Annotated in this window: 19 protein-coding genes and 1 pseudogene; 12 read left to right on the top strand and 8 right to left on the bottom strand. The window is 66.7% G+C overall.

Translation table 11 applies throughout. The features are described 5' to 3' along the window. Window positions 1-27: 27 nt before the first annotated feature. From EV652_RS34785 to EV652_RS34745, 9 genes are all read left to right on the top strand, one after another. On the top strand, window positions 28-1320 hold the full coding sequence (locus tag EV652_RS34785) for a sensor histidine kinase (protein ID WP_132213553.1): 1293 nt from the start codon (window positions 28-30) through the stop codon (window positions 1318-1320). Continuing rightward, a complete protein-coding gene (locus EV652_RS34780; protein ID WP_132213552.1) occupies window positions 1272-1919 on the top strand; it encodes a response regulator in 648 nt (215 codons plus the stop codon). Before EV652_RS34785 ends, EV652_RS34780 begins: the two co-directional genes overlap by 49 nt. 33 nt (window positions 1920-1952) lie before the next feature. Further along, the gene (locus tag EV652_RS34775) at window positions 1953-2432 is read left to right on the top strand and encodes a VOC family protein (protein WP_132213551.1); all 480 of its coding nucleotides are present in this window, start codon (window positions 1953-1955) and stop codon (window positions 2430-2432) included. Window positions 2433-2536: 104 nt separating this feature from the next. After that, window positions 2537-3658, top strand: a complete 1122-nt coding sequence (locus tag EV652_RS34770) for an exo-beta-N-acetylmuramidase NamZ family protein (RefSeq protein ID WP_242002181.1) — start codon at window positions 2537-2539, stop codon at window positions 3656-3658. Then, complete coding sequence (locus tag EV652_RS34765) at window positions 3655-4620, top strand: GNAT family N-acetyltransferase (protein WP_132213550.1); 966 nt, start codon at window positions 3655-3657, stop codon at window positions 4618-4620. Before EV652_RS34770 ends, EV652_RS34765 begins: the two co-directional genes overlap by 4 nt. 1 nt (window position 4621) lies before the next feature. Beyond that, a complete protein-coding gene (locus tag EV652_RS34760; protein WP_132213549.1) occupies window positions 4622-5896 on the top strand; it encodes an extracellular solute-binding protein in 1275 nt (424 codons plus the stop codon). After that, complete coding sequence (locus EV652_RS34755) at window positions 5893-6828, top strand: carbohydrate ABC transporter permease (protein WP_132213548.1); 936 nt, start codon at window positions 5893-5895, stop codon at window positions 6826-6828. Before EV652_RS34760 ends, EV652_RS34755 begins: the two co-directional genes overlap by 4 nt. Then, on the top strand, window positions 6825-7694 hold the full coding sequence (locus EV652_RS34750) for a carbohydrate ABC transporter permease (RefSeq protein WP_199238577.1): 870 nt from the start codon (window positions 6825-6827) through the stop codon (window positions 7692-7694). The genes EV652_RS34755 and EV652_RS34750 overlap by 4 nt, the downstream gene beginning before the upstream one ends. A gap of 10 nt (window positions 7695-7704) precedes the next feature. Then, window positions 7705-8412: a PIG-L deacetylase family protein gene (locus EV652_RS34745; RefSeq protein ID WP_132213547.1), complete on the top strand. Its 708-nt coding sequence runs from the start codon at window positions 7705-7707 to the stop codon at window positions 8410-8412. Between the two features lie 11 nt (window positions 8413-8423). Here EV652_RS34745 and EV652_RS34740 read toward each other — a convergent pair whose 3' ends face one another. Further along, a complete protein-coding gene (locus tag EV652_RS34740; RefSeq protein WP_132213546.1) occupies window positions 8424-8834 on the bottom strand; it encodes a DUF7144 family membrane protein in 411 nt (136 codons plus the stop codon). A 229-nt stretch (window positions 8835-9063) separates the two neighbouring features. Here EV652_RS34740 and EV652_RS34735 point away from each other — a divergent pair, with 229 nt between their 5' ends. Further along, window positions 9064-9846 (top strand): phytanoyl-CoA dioxygenase family protein, encoded by a 783-nt coding sequence (locus EV652_RS34735; RefSeq protein ID WP_132213545.1) that lies wholly within the window; start codon window positions 9064-9066, stop codon window positions 9844-9846. A gap of 90 nt (window positions 9847-9936) precedes the next feature. Then, complete coding sequence (nicT, locus tag EV652_RS34730) at window positions 9937-11022, top strand: Nickel transporter NicT (protein WP_199238576.1); 1086 nt, start codon at window positions 9937-9939, stop codon at window positions 11020-11022. A 1-nt stretch (window position 11023) separates the two neighbouring features. Here the strand turns inward: nicT and EV652_RS34725 are convergent, their stop codons facing one another. From EV652_RS34725 to EV652_RS34710, 4 genes are all read right to left on the bottom strand, one after another. Continuing rightward, window positions 11024-11467 (bottom strand): ester cyclase, encoded by a 444-nt coding sequence (locus EV652_RS34725; RefSeq protein WP_132213544.1) that lies wholly within the window; start codon window positions 11465-11467, stop codon window positions 11024-11026. Window positions 11468-11478: 11 nt separating this feature from the next. Beyond that, entirely contained in the window at window positions 11479-12033 is a 555-nt protein-coding gene (locus EV652_RS34720; protein ID WP_132213543.1) for a YceI family protein, read from the bottom strand. Between the two features lie 68 nt (window positions 12034-12101). After that, complete coding sequence (locus tag EV652_RS34715) at window positions 12102-13229, bottom strand: RNA polymerase sigma factor (RefSeq protein WP_132213542.1); 1128 nt, start codon at window positions 13227-13229, stop codon at window positions 12102-12104. A gap of 38 nt (window positions 13230-13267) precedes the next feature. Further along, window positions 13268-13606 (bottom strand): YciI family protein, encoded by a 339-nt coding sequence (locus tag EV652_RS34710; protein WP_132213541.1) that lies wholly within the window; start codon window positions 13604-13606, stop codon window positions 13268-13270. A gap of 176 nt (window positions 13607-13782) precedes the next feature. Here EV652_RS34710 and EV652_RS34705 point away from each other — a divergent pair, with 176 nt between their 5' ends. Further along, window positions 13783-14022, top strand: a complete 240-nt coding sequence (locus EV652_RS34705) for a hypothetical protein (protein WP_132213540.1) — start codon at window positions 13783-13785, stop codon at window positions 14020-14022. 33 nt (window positions 14023-14055) lie between these two features. Here EV652_RS34705 and EV652_RS34700 read toward each other — a convergent pair whose 3' ends face one another. The 3 genes and pseudogenes from EV652_RS34700 to EV652_RS44270 all read right to left on the bottom strand — a co-directional run. Further along, window positions 14056-14655, bottom strand: a complete 600-nt coding sequence (locus tag EV652_RS34700) for a hypothetical protein (RefSeq protein ID WP_132213539.1) — start codon at window positions 14653-14655, stop codon at window positions 14056-14058. A gap of 134 nt (window positions 14656-14789) precedes the next feature. Then, entirely contained in the window at window positions 14790-14987 is a 198-nt protein-coding gene (locus tag EV652_RS34695; RefSeq protein WP_132213538.1) for a PDDEXK family nuclease, read from the bottom strand. Window positions 14988-15209: 222 nt separating this feature from the next. Then, window positions 15210-16673: pseudogene (locus EV652_RS44270) on the bottom strand (hypothetical protein); the annotation flags it as partial.

Raw genomic sequence — 16673 nt, 5'->3', positions numbered from 1 at the left:
GTTCGGCCCTCGAAACGGGAGAGATTCATGACCATCGCCACCCAGGCACCGCCGATGCGGTACCCCAGGCTCGCGCAGCCGTGGATCGCGCTGTTCCTGGCCGTCCTGGCCGAGCTCGGCATCGCGTTCTTCGTGCTCAACGTGGTGGCCGTCCCGCTGATCGCGGTCTGGGTCGGCATCCCGATGCTGCTGGTGTTCGTCCCGGCCACCCGCTGGTTCGCGAACTGCCACCGGACCATGCTGGCCGGCTTCACCGGCGAGCCGATCCCGCGCCCGTACAAGAAGCCGCCGATGCCCGGCATCCTGAAGTGGCTGCGGACCACGCTGACCGACCCGGCCACGTGGCGTGACATCGTCTGGCTGATCGTGAACGCCACCATCGGGTTCACCCTGTGCCTGCTGTCCGCCGTCCTCTTCCTGGCCACGCTGTTCTACCTGGTCTACCCGCTGCTGGTCGGCGTCACCCCGGAGGGCGTGTTCACCGAGCCGTTCGGCGGGCTGTTCACGGTCAACTTCTGGACCAGCTTCCTGATGGTCCCGGTCGCGCTGATCGCGTTCATGATCTGGCAGGCGGCCGGTGAGCGGCTGCTGAAGGCGAACGCGTTCATGGCCCGTTCGCTGCTCGGCCCGACCGAGAGCGCCAAGCTGGCGCTGCGGGTCCGCGAGCTGGCCGAGTCCCGCGCCGAGACCGTCGACACCCAGGCGGCCGAGCTGCGCCGGATCGAGCGCGACCTGCACGACGGCGCCCAGGCCCGACTGGCCGCGCTGAGCATGAACCTGGGCATGGCCGAGGAGATGGTGAACCGCGACCCGGCCCAGGCGGCGGCCCTGTTGACCGAGGCCCGGGAGTCGGCCAGTACGGCGCTGTCCGAGCTGCGCGACCTGGTCCGCGGGATCCACCCGCCGGTGCTCGCCGACCGCGGTCTCGAGGGGGCGGTGAAGGCGCTCGCACTGTCCTGCCCGTTCAAGGTCGACGTCACCATCGACATCCCCGGGCGACCGGCCGCGCCGGTCGAGTCGGCGGCGTACTTCGCGGTGGCCGAGGCGCTCGCGAACGCGGTGAAGTACTCGGCCGCGACGAACGCCTGGATCCAGATCACCCACGAGCAGGAGAAGCTGCACATCCTGGTCGGCGACGACGGCATCGGAGGTGCGGTGATCCGGCCCGGTGGCGGTCTGTACGGTATCGAGCGGCGGCTGGCCGCCTTCGACGGTACGTTGACCGTGGTCAGCCCGAGCGCCGGGCCGACCACCGTGATCATGGAGCTGCCTTGCGAGTCCTCATCGCTGAAGACCACGCCCTCCTCCGGGACGGACTGATCCGCCTGCTCGAGGCGCACGACTTCGAGGTCGTCGAGGCAGTCGACAACGGTCCCCGGCTGGTGCCCGCCCTGGTGGAGCACCGGCCGGATGTGGCCGTCGTCGACGTACGGCTGCCACCCACCTTCACCGACGAGGGCCTGAAGGCCGCGATCGAGGCCCGCCGCCAGGTCCCCGGTCTGCCGATCCTGGTGCTGTCGCAGTACGTCGAGCAGCTGTACGCGCGGGAGTTGCTGACCGGAGGCGAAGGTGCGGTCGGCTACCTGCTGAAGGACCGGGTCTCGAACGTCGCCGACTTCCTCGATTCGGTACGACGGGTTGCCGCCGGCGGGACCGCGATGGACCCGGACGTGATCGGCCAACTCCTGGCCCGCAACACCCGGGACGAGCCGATCGGCCGGCTCACTCCGCGTGAGGCCGAGGTGCTTGGACTGATGGCCGAGGGCCGCTCGAACGCCGCGATCGCGAACGCCCTCTTCGTCACCGAGAAGGCGGTCAGCAAGCACACCAACAACATCTTCGCCAAGCTCGACCTGCCGCCCTCGGAGGACGACAACCGCCGCGTGATGGCTGTCCTCACCTACTTGTCCTCCCGCTGATCCCTTACCGTCGTGGTAGGGGAAGGGGAGGACATGCCGAACTTTGGGGGGATCGACCATCTGAGCCTGTCGGTCACGGATCTCAACCGCAGTGAGCGCTTCTACGCCGAGGTGCTCGGGCTGATGCCGCTGTTCGACTTCGGGACCGCGCGCACGTTGATCGACCGGCCGAGCGGGTTCATCCTGGCGCTGGCCCGGCACGAGGCGGGGACGGCGGCGCCGTTCACCGAGCTCACCACCGGGCTCGACCACATCGGCCTGCTGGCATCGAGCCGGGACGAACTGGTCGAGTGGGAGCGCCGGTTCGACGCGTTCGGGGTGACCTACACGCCGATCCGTGACATGGAGTTCGGGTCCCACCTGAACTTCCGGGACCCGGACAACATCGCGCTCGAGTTCAGCACCTCGAACGAGGTGATGGCCGGCTGGCTGGAGGAGTTGAAGACGCGCGAGATGACCCAGGACGAGATCAAGGCCCGCGTCGCCGAGTACTTCGCGTCCCTGCAAGCCTGACCTCGGCCGGCCGCGGTGTGCGCGGTAGTGTCCGGGTAAACGTTTGTCAGTAATCTATTGACCTTCACCTGAATAGCTCGGTAAGTTTTCTACCCAGTTCCTGCATGATCCACGACTGGGTGGTGGTGGCGATGGCAGTCCGGACCGGCGCGGAGCGTCTGGCCGGCAAGCCGGGGCTGGTGGACGACGGACGCCTCGGACTGATCACGAACTTCACCGGCGTACTGCCGGATCTGCGTCCGACCTCGGTCGCGCTGCTGGAGGCCGGCCTTCGGTTGACCGCTCTGTTCGGCCCGGAGCACGGTCTGCGCGGCACGGCTCAGGCCGGTGCGAGCGAGGCCGAGGGGATCGATCCCGACACCGGGCTGCCGGTGTTCGACACCTACGGCCGCCAAGGGCTGGACGACTTGGTCGCCGATGTGGACGTGCTCCTGTTCGACATCCAGGACATCGGGACGCGCTTCTACACCTACATCTGGACGATGTACGACTGCCTCCAGGCGGCAGCGCGGCTCGGGAAGCGCTTCGTCGTCCTCGACCGGCCGAACCCGCTCGGCGGTCTGCGGGTCGAGGGTCCGCTGCTGCAACCCGGCTTCGAGAGTTTCGTCGGCCGCGCGCCGATCCCGGTGAGACACGGCCTGACCGTCGGTGAGCTCGCGCTCCAGTTGGGCGCGGCCGAGGTGATCGCGATGGAGGGCTGGACGCGCGACTCGTGGGGAACCGATGGCGTGTGGGTGCCGCCGTCGCCGAACATGCCGACACTCGACACCGCGCTCGTCTACCCCGGCACCGGTCTCTTCGAAGGCACCAACCTCAGCGAAGGCCGCGGCACCACCCGTCCCTTCGAGACCATCGGGGCGCCGTTCGTCGACGAACGGTTCGTCCCGGCGCTGCGCGATTTCGAGTTGCCTGGCGTCGTCTTCCGCCGTACCTGGTTCGAACCGGTCTTCAGTAAGGACGCCGGTCAGGCGGTGCCCGGCGTCCAGTTGCACGTCGTGGACCGGACGACGTACGAGCCGGTGCGGACCGCGCTGGAGATGCTCCACGTGCTGAGGCAGCTGTATCCGGACGACCTTCGCCTGCTGCCGTCCCTCGACAAGCTGTGGGGCTCGGATTCGTTGCGCAAGGCACTCGAGGCTGGTGACGACCCGCTCCCGCTGTTGCCCGCGGCAACGCTCGATTGGGTGCGCCCCGGCGTACTGCTCTACGAAGGGACGGCGCGATGATCCGATCGTTCGAGGTCGGCGACGGGCCGGCGCTTGCTGAGGCCTGGACGGCGGCGGCTCCGGCGGATCCGATCGGCTATCAGCGCTTCCGTGACCTGTTCCTGCTCGACCGGAACTTTGACCCGGCCGGTCTCAAGGTTGCCGTGCACGACGATCAGGTGGTCGGCGCGGCGTACGCCGTACGACGGCTGGTCGCGGCGGCCGGTGACGACCTCGAGCCGTCGGCCGGGTGGATCCCGTTCTTCTTCGTGCATCCGGACCATCGTGGTCGCGGACTCGGCCGCTCATTGCTGACCGAGGCACTGGAGTGGCTCCGCTCGCAGGGACGGTCCGTTGCCTTCTTCTCGTCGTACACGCCGAACTACTTCCTGCCCGGCCTGGACGTCGCTCGCTATCCGTCTGCGCTTCGGTTGCTGTCGGAGCTCGGTTTCGAGCGGCAGTACGACGCGGTCGCGATGGACCGGAGTCTGGTCGGATACGAGATCCCGGCGGAGGTTCGCGAGCAGATTCTCGGGTTGTCATCCGGCGGCTACAGCTTCGGGACGCCGACCGGGGACGAGCTGACCTCGCTGATCGCGCTCGCGGGCTCGGAGTTCAACCCGGACTGGGCGCGGGCAATCCGTGAGGCTGTCGTCGCCGGGCTGCCGCTGGAACGGATCGTCCTGGCGCGTGATCCCGACGGCAGCGTGCTCGGCTGGGCGATGCACGGCACGTACGAGGGCGTGATCGACCGGTTCGGGCCGTTCGGCGTACTGCCGGCTTCTCGTGGCACCGGGCTCGGCAAGGTGCTCCTGCATCTGACGCTCGAGCGGATGGCCGGGCTGGGCGCGCACAGTGCGTGGTTCCTCTGGACCGGCGAGCAGTCCGCGGCCGGGCAGCTCTATCTCAAGACCGGCTTCACCATCACCCGCAAATTCACGATCCTCCGGGCGCTACTGGTCCGGGCTGACGGGAAGGACTGACATGCTCAGGAGAGGCGTTCGGCTGGCCCTCGTGTTGGGGTTACTGGCAACCGGCGCGGCCTGCTCAGGCGGCGAGGGTTCCGGGGACGGCGGCAAGGTGGAGCTCACGCTGCTGAGTCACTACGGTTCCGACCCGGCCAAGAGCGGCCTGGACAAGATGATCGCGCAGTGGAACCAGGAGAATCCCGACATCCAGGTGAAGTCGGAAGTGGTGAAGTTCGACGACCTGCTCACCACGTTGACCGTCCGGCAGACCGGCGGCCGCGGCGCGGACATCGTCAGTGCGTACGGACTCTGGGGCGGTCAGCTGCAGAAGGCGAACGTATTGGCGAAGGTTCCGGACGACGTTGCCAAGAGCATCAAGTCGAGCTACAGCCCGGCCGCGCTCGGTGCCGTGACGACCGGAGACACGCTGCTCGGCTACCCGACCGAGTTGAACACCTACGTGCTCTTCTACAACAAGAAGATCCTCGCAGCGGCCGGTGTGACGAAGCCGCCGGCCACCTGGGCCGAGCTGCAGGATGTGGCCAAGAAGGTCGTGAAGCGCGATGCCAAGGGCAACATCCAGGTCGAGGGTCTGAGCCTGATCCAGGACGGCGACAACAAGTCGGTGCATCCGTTCCTGTCGCTGCTCGACTCCACCGGCGGCAAGTTCCTTGGTCCGGACGGCACCGCGCAGTTCGACAACACCGAGGGTAAGGCGGCCCTGAAGCTGGAGGCCGACCTCGCGGCGGCGAAGGCGACCAACACCTCGGTCTCGCCGACGAAGCAGTTCCGCAGCGGGGGAGTGGCGATGGCGATCCAGGCCGGCTGGTGGGTCGGCAGCCTGAAGACACAGATGGCGGCCAAGTACTCCTCCGATGTCGGCGTGGCGCCGATCCCGGGCCCGACGGCCGGGAGCAAGGGGTCGCTCGCCTACGGCTTCTTCATGGGCGTGAACCAGCGCAGTAAGCACGCGGACGAGGCCTGGAAGTTCCTTGCCTGGCTGAACGACCACAAGGCTGACAGCGGCGTCACCGGGATGGGGCAGTACCTGGCCGACATGGGCCTGATTCCGCCGCGGACCTCGGACCTGGCGACGTTGAAGAAGTCGCTGGACGACCCGAACCTGGTCCCGATCTACGACGCGGCGTCGTACGCGATGCCGGAACCGAACCAGCCCGGCGCCTATGAGGCGAAGACCGCACTGCACAACTCGATCATGACGGTGCTTGCCAATGGCAAGAGTCCGGACGAGGCGCTGGCGCAGGCCGCGAAGGCAGTCAAGCCGCAATGACGACGGCGGTCCGGGTCGGCGCCGTGGCGGCGCCTTCAGTTGCCCGGAAGAGTGTCCATCGCGAGGGGCGGGCGGCGTACCTGTTCCTTGCACCGTCGTTGCTGTTCTTCTGCATCTTCCTGATCCTGCCGTTCATCTTCGCGATCGTGCTGGCCTTCTCCGACTGGGGTGGGTTCGATCTCGGCACGATCGAATGGGCCGGGGTGCGGAACTTCTCGGAGGTGCTGAGCTTCGACGGCGCGTTCGTCAAGCCGATCCTGGTGAACACGCTGCTGTTCGCGTTCGGGTCGGTGCTGCTGGCGACCGTCGGCTCGGTGCTGGTGGCGCACTGCATCGAGCAGTTGCACTTCCAGGGGTTCTGGCGGGTGCTGTACTTCCTGCCGGTGGTCGCGACCGTGGTGGCGATCGGCAATGTGTGGAAGATGATGTATCAGCCGGCCGGGTTGATCAACGGTGTACTGAACAAGCTCGGCGTCAACAGCATCGGGTTTCTGTCCGATGCGTCGTACGCCCTGCCGTCGGTGACCGTCGTCCACGCCTGGGCCTCGATCGGCGGCGCCGTACTGATCCTGACCGCCGGTCTCAAGGCGATCCCGGACATGTACTACGAGGCCGCCGCGGTCGACGGGGCCACGCCGTGGCGGATGTTCTGGCAGATCACGCTGCCGTTGCTGCGGCCGTCCCTGTTGTTCGTGTTGATCACCCAGTTCATCGGTGGACTGCAGTCGTTCGCGTTGATCATCGTCATGACCGGTGACGGTGGACCCGTCAATGCGACCAACGTTGCCGCCTTCGAGATGTATCAACAGGCGTTCAAGTTCGGTGCCTGGGGGACGGCGAGCGCGATGGCGATGGTGCTGTTCGTGGTCATCTTCGTGATCACGCTGCTGCAGTTGTGGATCGCCCGGCGGCGCGGGGAGGAGACATCATGAAGCGACGCTTCCCGTGGTTCTCCTATCTGGTGGTGATCATCGGCGGGGTGGCGATGGTGATGCCGTTCCTCGACATGGTGATGAGCTCGTTCAAGGGTGCGGGGGAGTACGGCGTGATCCCGTACCAGTTCCTCCCCAAGTCGTTCAGCCTGGACAACTACCGCGACGCCTTCTCCCAGCTGGAACTCGGCCGGCTGTTCCGCAACAGCGTGATCGTCACCGTCAGCGTGACTGTCAGTGTGCTGGTCACGTCGTCGATGGCCGGCTACGCGCTGGCGAAACTGCGCTTCCGCGGCCGCGCGGTGATCTTCCGGTTCATCCTGGCCACGATGATGCTGCCGCCGTTCCTGCTGCTCATCCCGGTGTTCCTGATCATGCTCAACTGGCCGTTGGCCGGCGGCAACGACATCCTCGGCCGCGGTGGCGACGGCGGTCTCACCACCAGCTTGCTCGCGCTGATCCTGCCGTTCACCGTCAGCGGTTTCGGTATCTTCCTGATGCGTCAGTTCATGGTGTCGCTACCGGACGAGATGCTCGAGGCGGCCAAGATCGACGGCGCCAACCAGTGGCAGATCTGGCGGATGATCGTCCTCCCGCAGACCAAGCCGGTCGCGATCACCCTCGGCCTGATCACCTTCATCGGGATGTGGAACGAGTACATCTGGACCCTGCTGATCTCGTCGTCCGACCCGTCCCTGCAGACCCTGCCGGTCGGCATCCAGTTGCTGCAGAGCTTCCTCGACCCCGATCGCACGATGCCCATCGTGATGGCCGGCCTGGTTGTCAGCACGCTGCCCGTGCTGGTCGTGTTCCTGCTGTTCCAGAAGTACTACGTGCGTGGCGTCGTACTGAGTGGCCTGAAGTGAGGAGTTGCTTGTGACCAGAACAGTGCTCGCCATCGGAGCGCACATCGGCGACATGGACCTGACCGCCGGACCGACCCTGGCCAAACTGGTCCTGGAAGGCGCCAACGCGACCATCATCGCGCTGACCCCGGGGGAGCGCGGCCACCCCCGTCTCACGCCGTCGGAGTACAAAAAGCAGAAGATCGCCGAAGGCGAGGCGTTCGCCACCGCGATCGGCGCCGACTTCATCGTCCTCGACCACAGCGACGGCTTCCTCCCCGACACCGACGACGTCGCCCTCGAACTGGCCACCATCATCCGCGAGAAACAACCCGACACCCTGATCACCCACTGGAAGCACAGCATCCACCGCGACCACGAACATGCCGCCCGCCTGTCCGAACGCGCCCGCTTCCTGGCCGGCCTCCCCACCGAAGGCTTGGGGACGCTGGACGACCACCCCCGCCATTCGGTCCGGACGTTCCTGCACGCCGAGAACTGGGAAGACATGGAAGGCTTCCAGCCGACCATGTACGTTCCCATCCCCGACGAAGCCTTCTACCGCTGGGTTTCCGCCATCCGCCATCAGGCCTTCGCCCGCGGCGAGACCTACGGCTTCCGCTACATCGACTACTACACAGCCCTCATGACCACCCGAGGCTGCCTAGCCGGCTACCCCCGAGCCTGCGCCTTCCACTCCAACCCCACCCCCGAGGTCACCAAACTCGCCGGCCCGTAGAAGTCCCGGGATCAGGTGTTGCTTGGTCGTGACTGCATCAGGGCCCAGATGACCCACGCGCTGAGTGCGACCAGGAGCACTGACCAGACCGGCGCCTTGGGGATGAACAGGAAGAAGTTGATCGCGCTCACCACAGCCAGGACGATGCCAACCACTCGTGCCCAGGTCGCGAAGGTGAACAGGCAGAAGCCGGTCACGACGATGGCGATGCCCAGGACGAGATGGATCCACCCCCAAGCGGTCGTGTCGAGGTTGAACGTGTAATGCGTGGTGACGACGAAGTGGTCGTCGTTGATGATCGCGGCGAGCCCGACGATCGTCGAGAACGCACCGATCAAGATCAGAATGGCGCCTGCGAACGCGACGCCGCCCACGGCCCACTTCGAGTCGCCCAGGCCCTCGTCGATGTTGCTGTAGGTCATTTGTCTCGACCCCTCCCAGGTCGTCCGACACCCGTGCATGTCGAAGACCGTCGACACTAGGCCCACTCGAGCGGCCGCGCTTCACCCTTGGCGGAGTACCTCGACTGTCACGGTCTGACACTGACGATCGCCCTCAGTTCTCAGTCCCACACCATCCGTGCACGACGAGAGCTGCCAAGGGCCGAGAAACTCGGTCGCGACTCCCGGGCGTCCGGACCACCATGGACGGATGCTCAGTGCTGAACAGGTCAGAGAGTTCGAGCGCGATGGGATCCTGAAGATTCCGGCGGCGTTCGGTGCCGGCGACGCTGCGCGGATGTGTGAGGTGTTGTGGGGGGAGTTGGCGGGGCGGCACGGGATGGAGCGGGACGATCGTTCGACCTGGACGACGCTGCGGCCGACGGGGCTGAAGAACACCAAGCGGCACCCGGCGGCGAACGCGATCCTCGGGCCGCCGCTGAGGTCCGCGCTTGATGAGCTGCTCGGATCGGGTGGCTGGGTCGAACCTCCCCACCAAGGGCAGGTGCTGGTGACGATGCCGACGGGAGAGAGTTGGTCGGTCCCGCATCGGCAGTGGCATACCGATCTCGGATTCGATCTCCCGGCTGACGACTTGGTGGCGGTCAAGATCTGGGCCCTGCTGAGCGACACCGAAGCCGGAGGTGGCGGCACACCTCAGGTCGCCGGATCCCATCGGGTGATCGCTCGCCACCTGACCACGACCGCCGAACGCGACTTCACCACCATCCGGGACCAGGTGCTGCGATCCCACCCTTGGCTCCGCCGCCTCACCACCGCTGAGAGCGACGCGGACGCCGACCGTTCGGCCCGCCTGATGACGGAAGCCGACCTGGACGGTATCCCGGTCCGCGTGGTCGAACTCACCGGCTCAGCGGGCGATGTCTACATCACCCACCCCTGGGTCCTCCACTCGATCGCCCCGAACGCGAACCACACCCCACGCATGATGCGCAGCCGAGTCATCTGGAAGACCGGCCGGTCCAGCGACTGAGGCTCAACTCCTGCCCGAGGTGCGAGGGCGGCGTACCCATCCACCACTGTGGTTGCGCCGAATTCCCCACCTCAGGGAAAGGCAGCCACCATGTCGCACCAGTCCGGCCCCGTGCTGGCCACCAACGTCCGCCCGGCGATCGTGGCCATGGCAGGCTTCATCCTGCTGCTCCACGTCATCGGATGGGGTGTGCTCGTCGGGTTGGTCGCGCCGAGGCACTACAGCCTCGGCGCGTCCGGCGGATTTGGGCTCGGTCTGGGGCTGACGGCGTACACGCTCGGCATGCGGCATGCGTTCGACGCGGACCACATCGCGGCGATCGACAACACGACCCGCAAACTGAGCGCGGCCGGGCAGCGGCCGGTGTCTGTCGGGTTCTGGTTCTCGCTCGGCCACTCCAGCGTCGTCTTCGGGCTGTGCCTGCTGCTCGCCCTCGGTGTGCGGTCCCTGGTCGGCCAGGTCGAAGACGACTCCTCCACGCTTCAGTCGGCCACGGCGCTGATCGGTACGACGGTGTCCGGCGTGTTCCTGGTCGCGATCGGCCTGGTCAACCTCGCCGTACTTGTACGCATCGCAGCAGTCGTCCGCCGGATGCAGCAGGGCCACGATGACGAGGCAGAGCTCGAAGCGCAACTCGACCGCCGTGGTCTGCTCAATCGGCTGCTGCGTCCAGTGACCAAGGCCGTGCGCAAGCCGCGCCACATGTACCCGGTCGGACTGCTGTTCGGCCTCGGTTTCGACACCGCCACCGAGGTGTCGCTGCTGGTCCTCGCGGGTGGAGCCGCGGCGTTCGCGCTGCCGTGGTACGCCGTACTCGTGTTGCCGATCCTGTTCGCGGCCGGAATGAGTCTGCTGGACACGATCGACGGTTGTTTCATGAGCGTGGCGTACCGCTGGGCGGTCGTGAAACCGGTGCGCAGGGCGTTCTACAATCTCGTCGTCACGGCCCTGTCCGTGGCCGTCGCCCTCGTGATCGGCACCGCCGAGCTCCTGTCCATCGTGACCGATCAGCTCGACATCGCGTCCGGGCCGCTCGCGGCCATCAGCCGGTTCGACCTGAACCATGTCGGGTTCGTCATCACCGGCGCGTTCGTCGTGACCTGGGCAGTCGCGCTGCTCGTCTGGCGCTACGGCCGGATCGAGGACCGCTGGTCCGCCCGCTCGACCAGCCGCTGAGTCAGGACGGGGGTTCGGGGAGGAGACCGAGTTGGCGCATCTGGGAGGCGACGTTGACTATGCCGTTGGCTTCGGTGATGCGGTTGTCGGCGAAGCGGAAGACGAACATCTCGTCGTAGGTGATGAGTTTGCCGGTCGGTGGGACGCCCATGAATTCGCCGCGGTGGGTGCCGGTGACCGTGTTGCGGATGACGACTCGGTCGTCCTCCGCGATCAGGTCCTCGACTGTGACGTGCACGTCGGGGAAGACCTTCAGGAGCATCACCCAGACCTGTTTGAGAGCCTCCGCTCCGGTCGCCGCGATCGGGAGCGGTGTGCTCATCTGTACGTCGGGGTCGACGACCTCGTCGATGACCTTTGCGATGATCTCCGGGTCGCGGGAGTTCGTCGCAGCGTGGAGGCGGTTGAACGTGGCCTTGTTGCGTGCTGCTTCGGCTGTTGACATGTGAGTTCTCCCTATTTCTGCAGGACGGCCTGGATCTCGAGGCTGATCGACACCTGGTCGCCGACCGCGACGCCGCCGCCGTCCAGCGGGACGGTGAGGTCGATGCCGAAATCACGCCGGCTGAACTGGGCGGTCGCGGTGAACCCGACCCGCTGCCCGCCGAACGGATCCGGGCTGAACCCGCCCACCTCCACGTCCAACGGCACCGACCGCGTGACGCCGTGCAACGTCAGTTCGCCGTCCACGACCCAGCCTTCGGCGGTACGACGTACGCCGGAAGAGCGGTAGCTCATCGTCGGGTACTTCTCGGCCTCGAGGTAGTCGGCGGAGCGAAGGTGGTTGTCGCGCGGTTCGTTGCCGGTGTCAATGGACGCGAGGTCGATCGACGCGGTGACCGAGGACTCCAGCGGATCCGGTGACGTCACGATCGTGACGTCGTACCACGTGAACCGGCCTCGTACTCTGCTGATCATCAGGTGGCGGACACTGAAGCCGATCTCGGAATGCGCCGGGTCGGCCTTCCACGTGCCGACCAGGTAGCCGGGTATCGCGACTGCGACGGTCATGTTTCCTCCAAGGATGTTTCGCTCACATCCAGGAGACGAACGAGCACTCGCCTTGGGGACAGCCGTCGTCAGAGTTGTTCGAGCCGCCCGGTCAGGAAGCGCCGCTCGGGGGTCGTGGCGGCCAGTTCGAGCGCTCGGAGGTACGCCGCCCGTGCCTCAGCATCACGGCCGAGTCGCCGAAGCAGTTCGCCACGAGTCGAGTGGAAGTAGAGGTAGCCGTCCAGGTCAAGGCGGTCGACGGCCTGCAACGCCTTGGCGGGGTCACCGGCCTGAGCGACTGCGACAGCGCGGTTGAGCTCGACCACCAATGAGCCGGTCAGTTCGGCCAGTCGCCGGTACAACTCGGCGACCTGCGGCCAGTCGATCTGCTCGCGCGTCTGCAGCGACGCGATGGCAGCCTGGACGACGTACGCGCCGCGCCCGCCCAGTCCGATCGCCCGGTCAAGCACTGCACGTCCGGCCGAGATCTGGTCCAGGTCCCACAGCGATCGGTCCTGATCCTCGAGCAGGACGAGGTCCTCACCGTCGTTGGAGAAGCGGGCCTGCCGGCGGGCGTGGTGGATCATCATCAGCGCAAGCAGCCCGTGGACGTCCGGCTCGTCCGGCATCAGCTCGGCGAGCACTCGTCCCAGGCTGATCGCTTCGGCGCCGAGGTCGATCCGGCCGCTGTAGCCCTCGTTGTAGATCAGGTAGATGACGGCCAGCACCGCGTCGAGACGCTCCGGCAGCCGGTGCGCATCGGGGACGGCGAACGGGATCCCGGTCGCCTTGATCTTGGTCTTGGCGCGGGTCAGCCGGCGCTTCATGGTCTCCTCGGAAACCAGGAACGCGCGGGCGATGTCCGCGGTCTGCAGGCCGCCGAGCGCTCGCAGCGTGAGCGCCACCTGCCCGTCCAGCGCCAGCGCCGGGTGACAGCAGGTGAAGATCAGCTCGAGCCGTTCGTCCTTGATCACGGTCTCGTCGAACTCGTCCATGACGGCCTCGGTTGCCGGTAGCAAATGGATCTTCTCGGCCAGAGTGCGCTCCCGCCGGATCCGGTCGATCGCCCGGTTGCGGGCCGTCGTCGTCAACCACGCGCCCGGGTTGGACGGCGTACCCGCTTCGGGCCAGCGCTGCGCGGCGAGCGCGAACGCCTCCTGCGCGGCCTCCTCGGCCCGATCGAAGTCGCCCAGGAACCCGACCAGCGAGGCCAGCACCCGGCCCCACTCGTCGCGGAAGACTTGCTCGAGCGTGGTCAGCGCTGCACCACCGGCCTGACCTCCACAGTGCCGCCGAACCGTACGGCGGGGATGCGCGCGGCCAGCTCGATCGCCTCGTCCAGGTTGTCCGCCTCGAGCAGACAGAACCCGCCGAGCACCTCCTTGGTGTCCGCGAACGGCCCGTCAGTCATCAGCGTCCGCCCACCATCCACGCGCACACTGGTCGCCGTCTCCGCCGGCTGCAGCCGCGCCGCCCCAACACACCGCTCGTCGTCGAACAACGCCGCGTACTCCCCAAGCATCGCCGCCCGCTCCACCTCCGACAGCCCCTCGTCGTACCCAGCCTCGGTGTAGATCATCAACGCGTACCGCATCAGAACCTCCAGGCGAGTGCTCTCTCACCAGTACGACGAACAACCCCCGCCGACGGGGACACCCCAGATCCCACAACCCTCTGTAACAACCCTACGCGCCACCCGATGAACCAAGCGGGGCTGTCATCACGCCTACCGGCGAAACCAACGCCGGGTGATGACACGAGGGGGGACCAATGGGAGCAGCACTCCAGGGCTACCTGGCCACATCAGGCATTCTCTCGATCGTTGGGGGAGTGATCGGCCTGTTCGTCTTCAACTCGGTAGCCACACCAGCACCGAACTGCATCGTGCGGGGTTCGGACGTCTGCCTCGAAGCACTCGGCCTGACGTTCATCCCCTTCATCCTCTTCACCGCAGCCCTCGGCGGCGCAATCGGCCTAGCCACCCAATACATCAAGAGCCAACGCTCCTAGGCGCCGCACCGGCTGCAACCCGAGCCCGGGATGTCACGCTCGACGGTCTTTGGCCTCGAGGTAGGCGTCGCGCAGTAGCGTGAGCAGGCTCTCGTCGTACTCGGCCTTGATGTAGTTACCTCTGCCGATCTCGTTCGGTGCGGCAGCGTCGAGTTTGGCCAGCGTAGTCGGCGCTTCCTGGTCGAAAACGCTGCGGTACGGCGAGAGGTAGGGACCCTTGTCGTTCCAGATCGAGACCATGCCACGAGACTGCCCTGGCAGTCGCGGATTGAGCACCCATCGACCTTTGCCGATCGACGTGTAGAGCGACGCAAGACCGTCACGTTCCAGCTCACGGGCCCACTCCAAGAGTCGGCGCAAAGTTGCCTGCTGATCGGTAGGCACTGGTTCGATTGTCGCCGCGAATGCATCCGAGCCGCGGACGATCTCGCTGGCAGTCGTGGGCTTGCTCGTACCGGCCAGCTCAGCGGTCAGTTGTGAGCGGTCCGGCTCGATCAACTGTGGAACGAGAATGCGATGACCGGCCACCTCGTACGCGGTCACGACAACCAGGTCGAGAGCCAACCGATCGCTGGTTACGTCCTGCAAGTAGCCAACGAGATCGACCAGATCCGCCGGCGCTTCGTCTAGCACAATTACGGCCCGTAGCCGGCCCTCTGCGAGCATCCTCGAATTGAGCCTCGAACGTGTCCTCGTCAAAGCTCGGATCGGCCTCAGCCGCCGACTTGGCTGCATTGGCGATCGAACCGTAGCCGTGTTCGTCGAGGTTAGGTTCGCAAGACCGTGTTCAGCCCTCTCGCATCGAGCCGGCGCAGGTATGCGGCGTAGCCGAGCACCTGTGTCAGTGACCGCCGGCGGTCGGTGTTCGACGCCAGCTTGATCTCGATGACAACCGGTCGCCCCGTCTCCACCTCAACCGCGAGCAGGTCAGCGCGTTCCCGACCGCAGTTGACTTCCTTTCCCACGATCGCGAGCCTCGGCGTACCAGCCAGGGGCAGCATTGCCGGTGTTTCCCCGATGAGGCCATGAAGGTCCGCTTCACTCACGAATCCGGTTGCGGTCAGAGGGCGCCAGCGTCCCTCGCCGCCCAGACTCCAGACCCCAGCCATCGCGTCCCTCCCTAAGCCGCCTGCTCCCCAGGCTAAGGGGAGCATGTGCTTCGTTGCCTGGCCTGGTCGGCGGTTGGATCAGGGTGGGCTGTCGGGGTGTTGGGGGTGGTGGTTTGTTCTGGTGGTGCCGGTGGGCGTGACGTGGAAGGTGAAGCCGTGGGGTGTGGTCCATTCCACGGTCTTGCGGTCGACGCGGCGGACGTTCCAGCCGCGGCCGTGTGTCTTCACCCGGTGGCTGAAGCGGCCCAGGGGTGCGAGATTTGCTGTGTTGGTTTGGCCTGGTGGGCCGAGGGGGTCGTAGGGCTGGATGTGGTCCAGGTCGATGGTGGGACTGGTTTCGCGGTTGCCGTAGGGGAAGAGCTCCACGGGATGGGCGAGCTTGATGCGTTCGCGGATGCGGTCAGGGATCTCGTAGGCGTCGACGCTGATGGCGTCGTTGAGGTCGATGACGGGCTTGACGGTGTAGGGACCGTGGCCGACGAGCTCGGTCAGTTGGTCGGCGAGTAGGGGGCCGAGGGTCTCGGCGCGCAGGACGCCGTTGCCGGTGGCCAGTGTGTGGTCGGTGAGATGCACGTAGATCTCGGTCTTGCCCGGGCGCAGCCGACCCCTCGACTTACTGGCGTGGGCATCGTGCGGGGTGGTCTGGGCGTCGCGTGGGTTGGTGTGGGCGTCGTGCTTGATCTGCGCCAGCCGTGCATCCAATGCGCGCTGGGCGTCCGGGGTGAGCGCGTCGCCGGCCTCGGGATCGACGTACGGGTCGGGCCAGACGGTCTCGACCGGTTCGCCGGGTGGCGCGTCGAGCGGATCCGGAAGGTCGGTCTGGCTGGGGTGTGGCGCGTCGCGATCGGCCTCGTCATCCACCGCCGGATCCGCAAGATCCGCCTGGCTGGGGTGGGGAGCGTCGCGATCGGCCTCGTCATCCACCGCCGGATCCGGAAGACCCGCCTGGCTGGGGTGGCGAGTGTCGCGGCCGGCCTCGTCATCCACCGCCGGATCCGGAAGGTCGGTCTGGCTGGGGTGGGGCGCGTCGCGGTCGGCTTCGTCGTCGACTGTTGGATTCGATGGATAGGAGGCGTTGCGGGCTTGGAGGAGGAGTTCTTCGGTGTAGGCCGGGTCGGCGATGATGCCGATGGCTTTGGCGCGGCGGGTGCGCTGGTTGGTGGTGTCGCCGAGGACCTTCAACGCGTCGGCGATGCTGGCGATGGTGGCGTCGAAGCGGATGACGTCGCCGCTGGCGGCGCGGATGTAGATGGTTTTGGTGCCGTGGTCGTCGGAGCGGCCGACGTAGACGCCGCGTTCGCGGGCCTTTTGTTCGGCCTCGGCGCGGGCGGCGTCGGGGTCGGCGTGGGCTTTGGCGGCTTTGACGATGGTGTCGAGGCGGTGTGGGGTGACGGTGTCGACGATCCGTGCGAGTCGCTTGTCGATGGTTGCGGCGGCGGCGTGGGATAGGTCGAGGCAGGCGGTGGCGATTTTGCAGGCGCGCCAGGGGGTTGCGGTGCCGGCTTGGACTTTGGCCCAGACGTGGGGGAAGCGGTGTCGCAG

The sequence above is a fragment of the Kribbella steppae genome, assembly GCF_004342025.1.
Taxonomy (GTDB): Bacteria; Actinomycetota; Actinomycetes; order Propionibacteriales; family Kribbellaceae; genus Kribbella; species Kribbella steppae.
The sequence above is the reverse complement of the archived record's forward strand: the minus strand, read 5'-3'. Positions and strand labels throughout refer to the sequence as shown.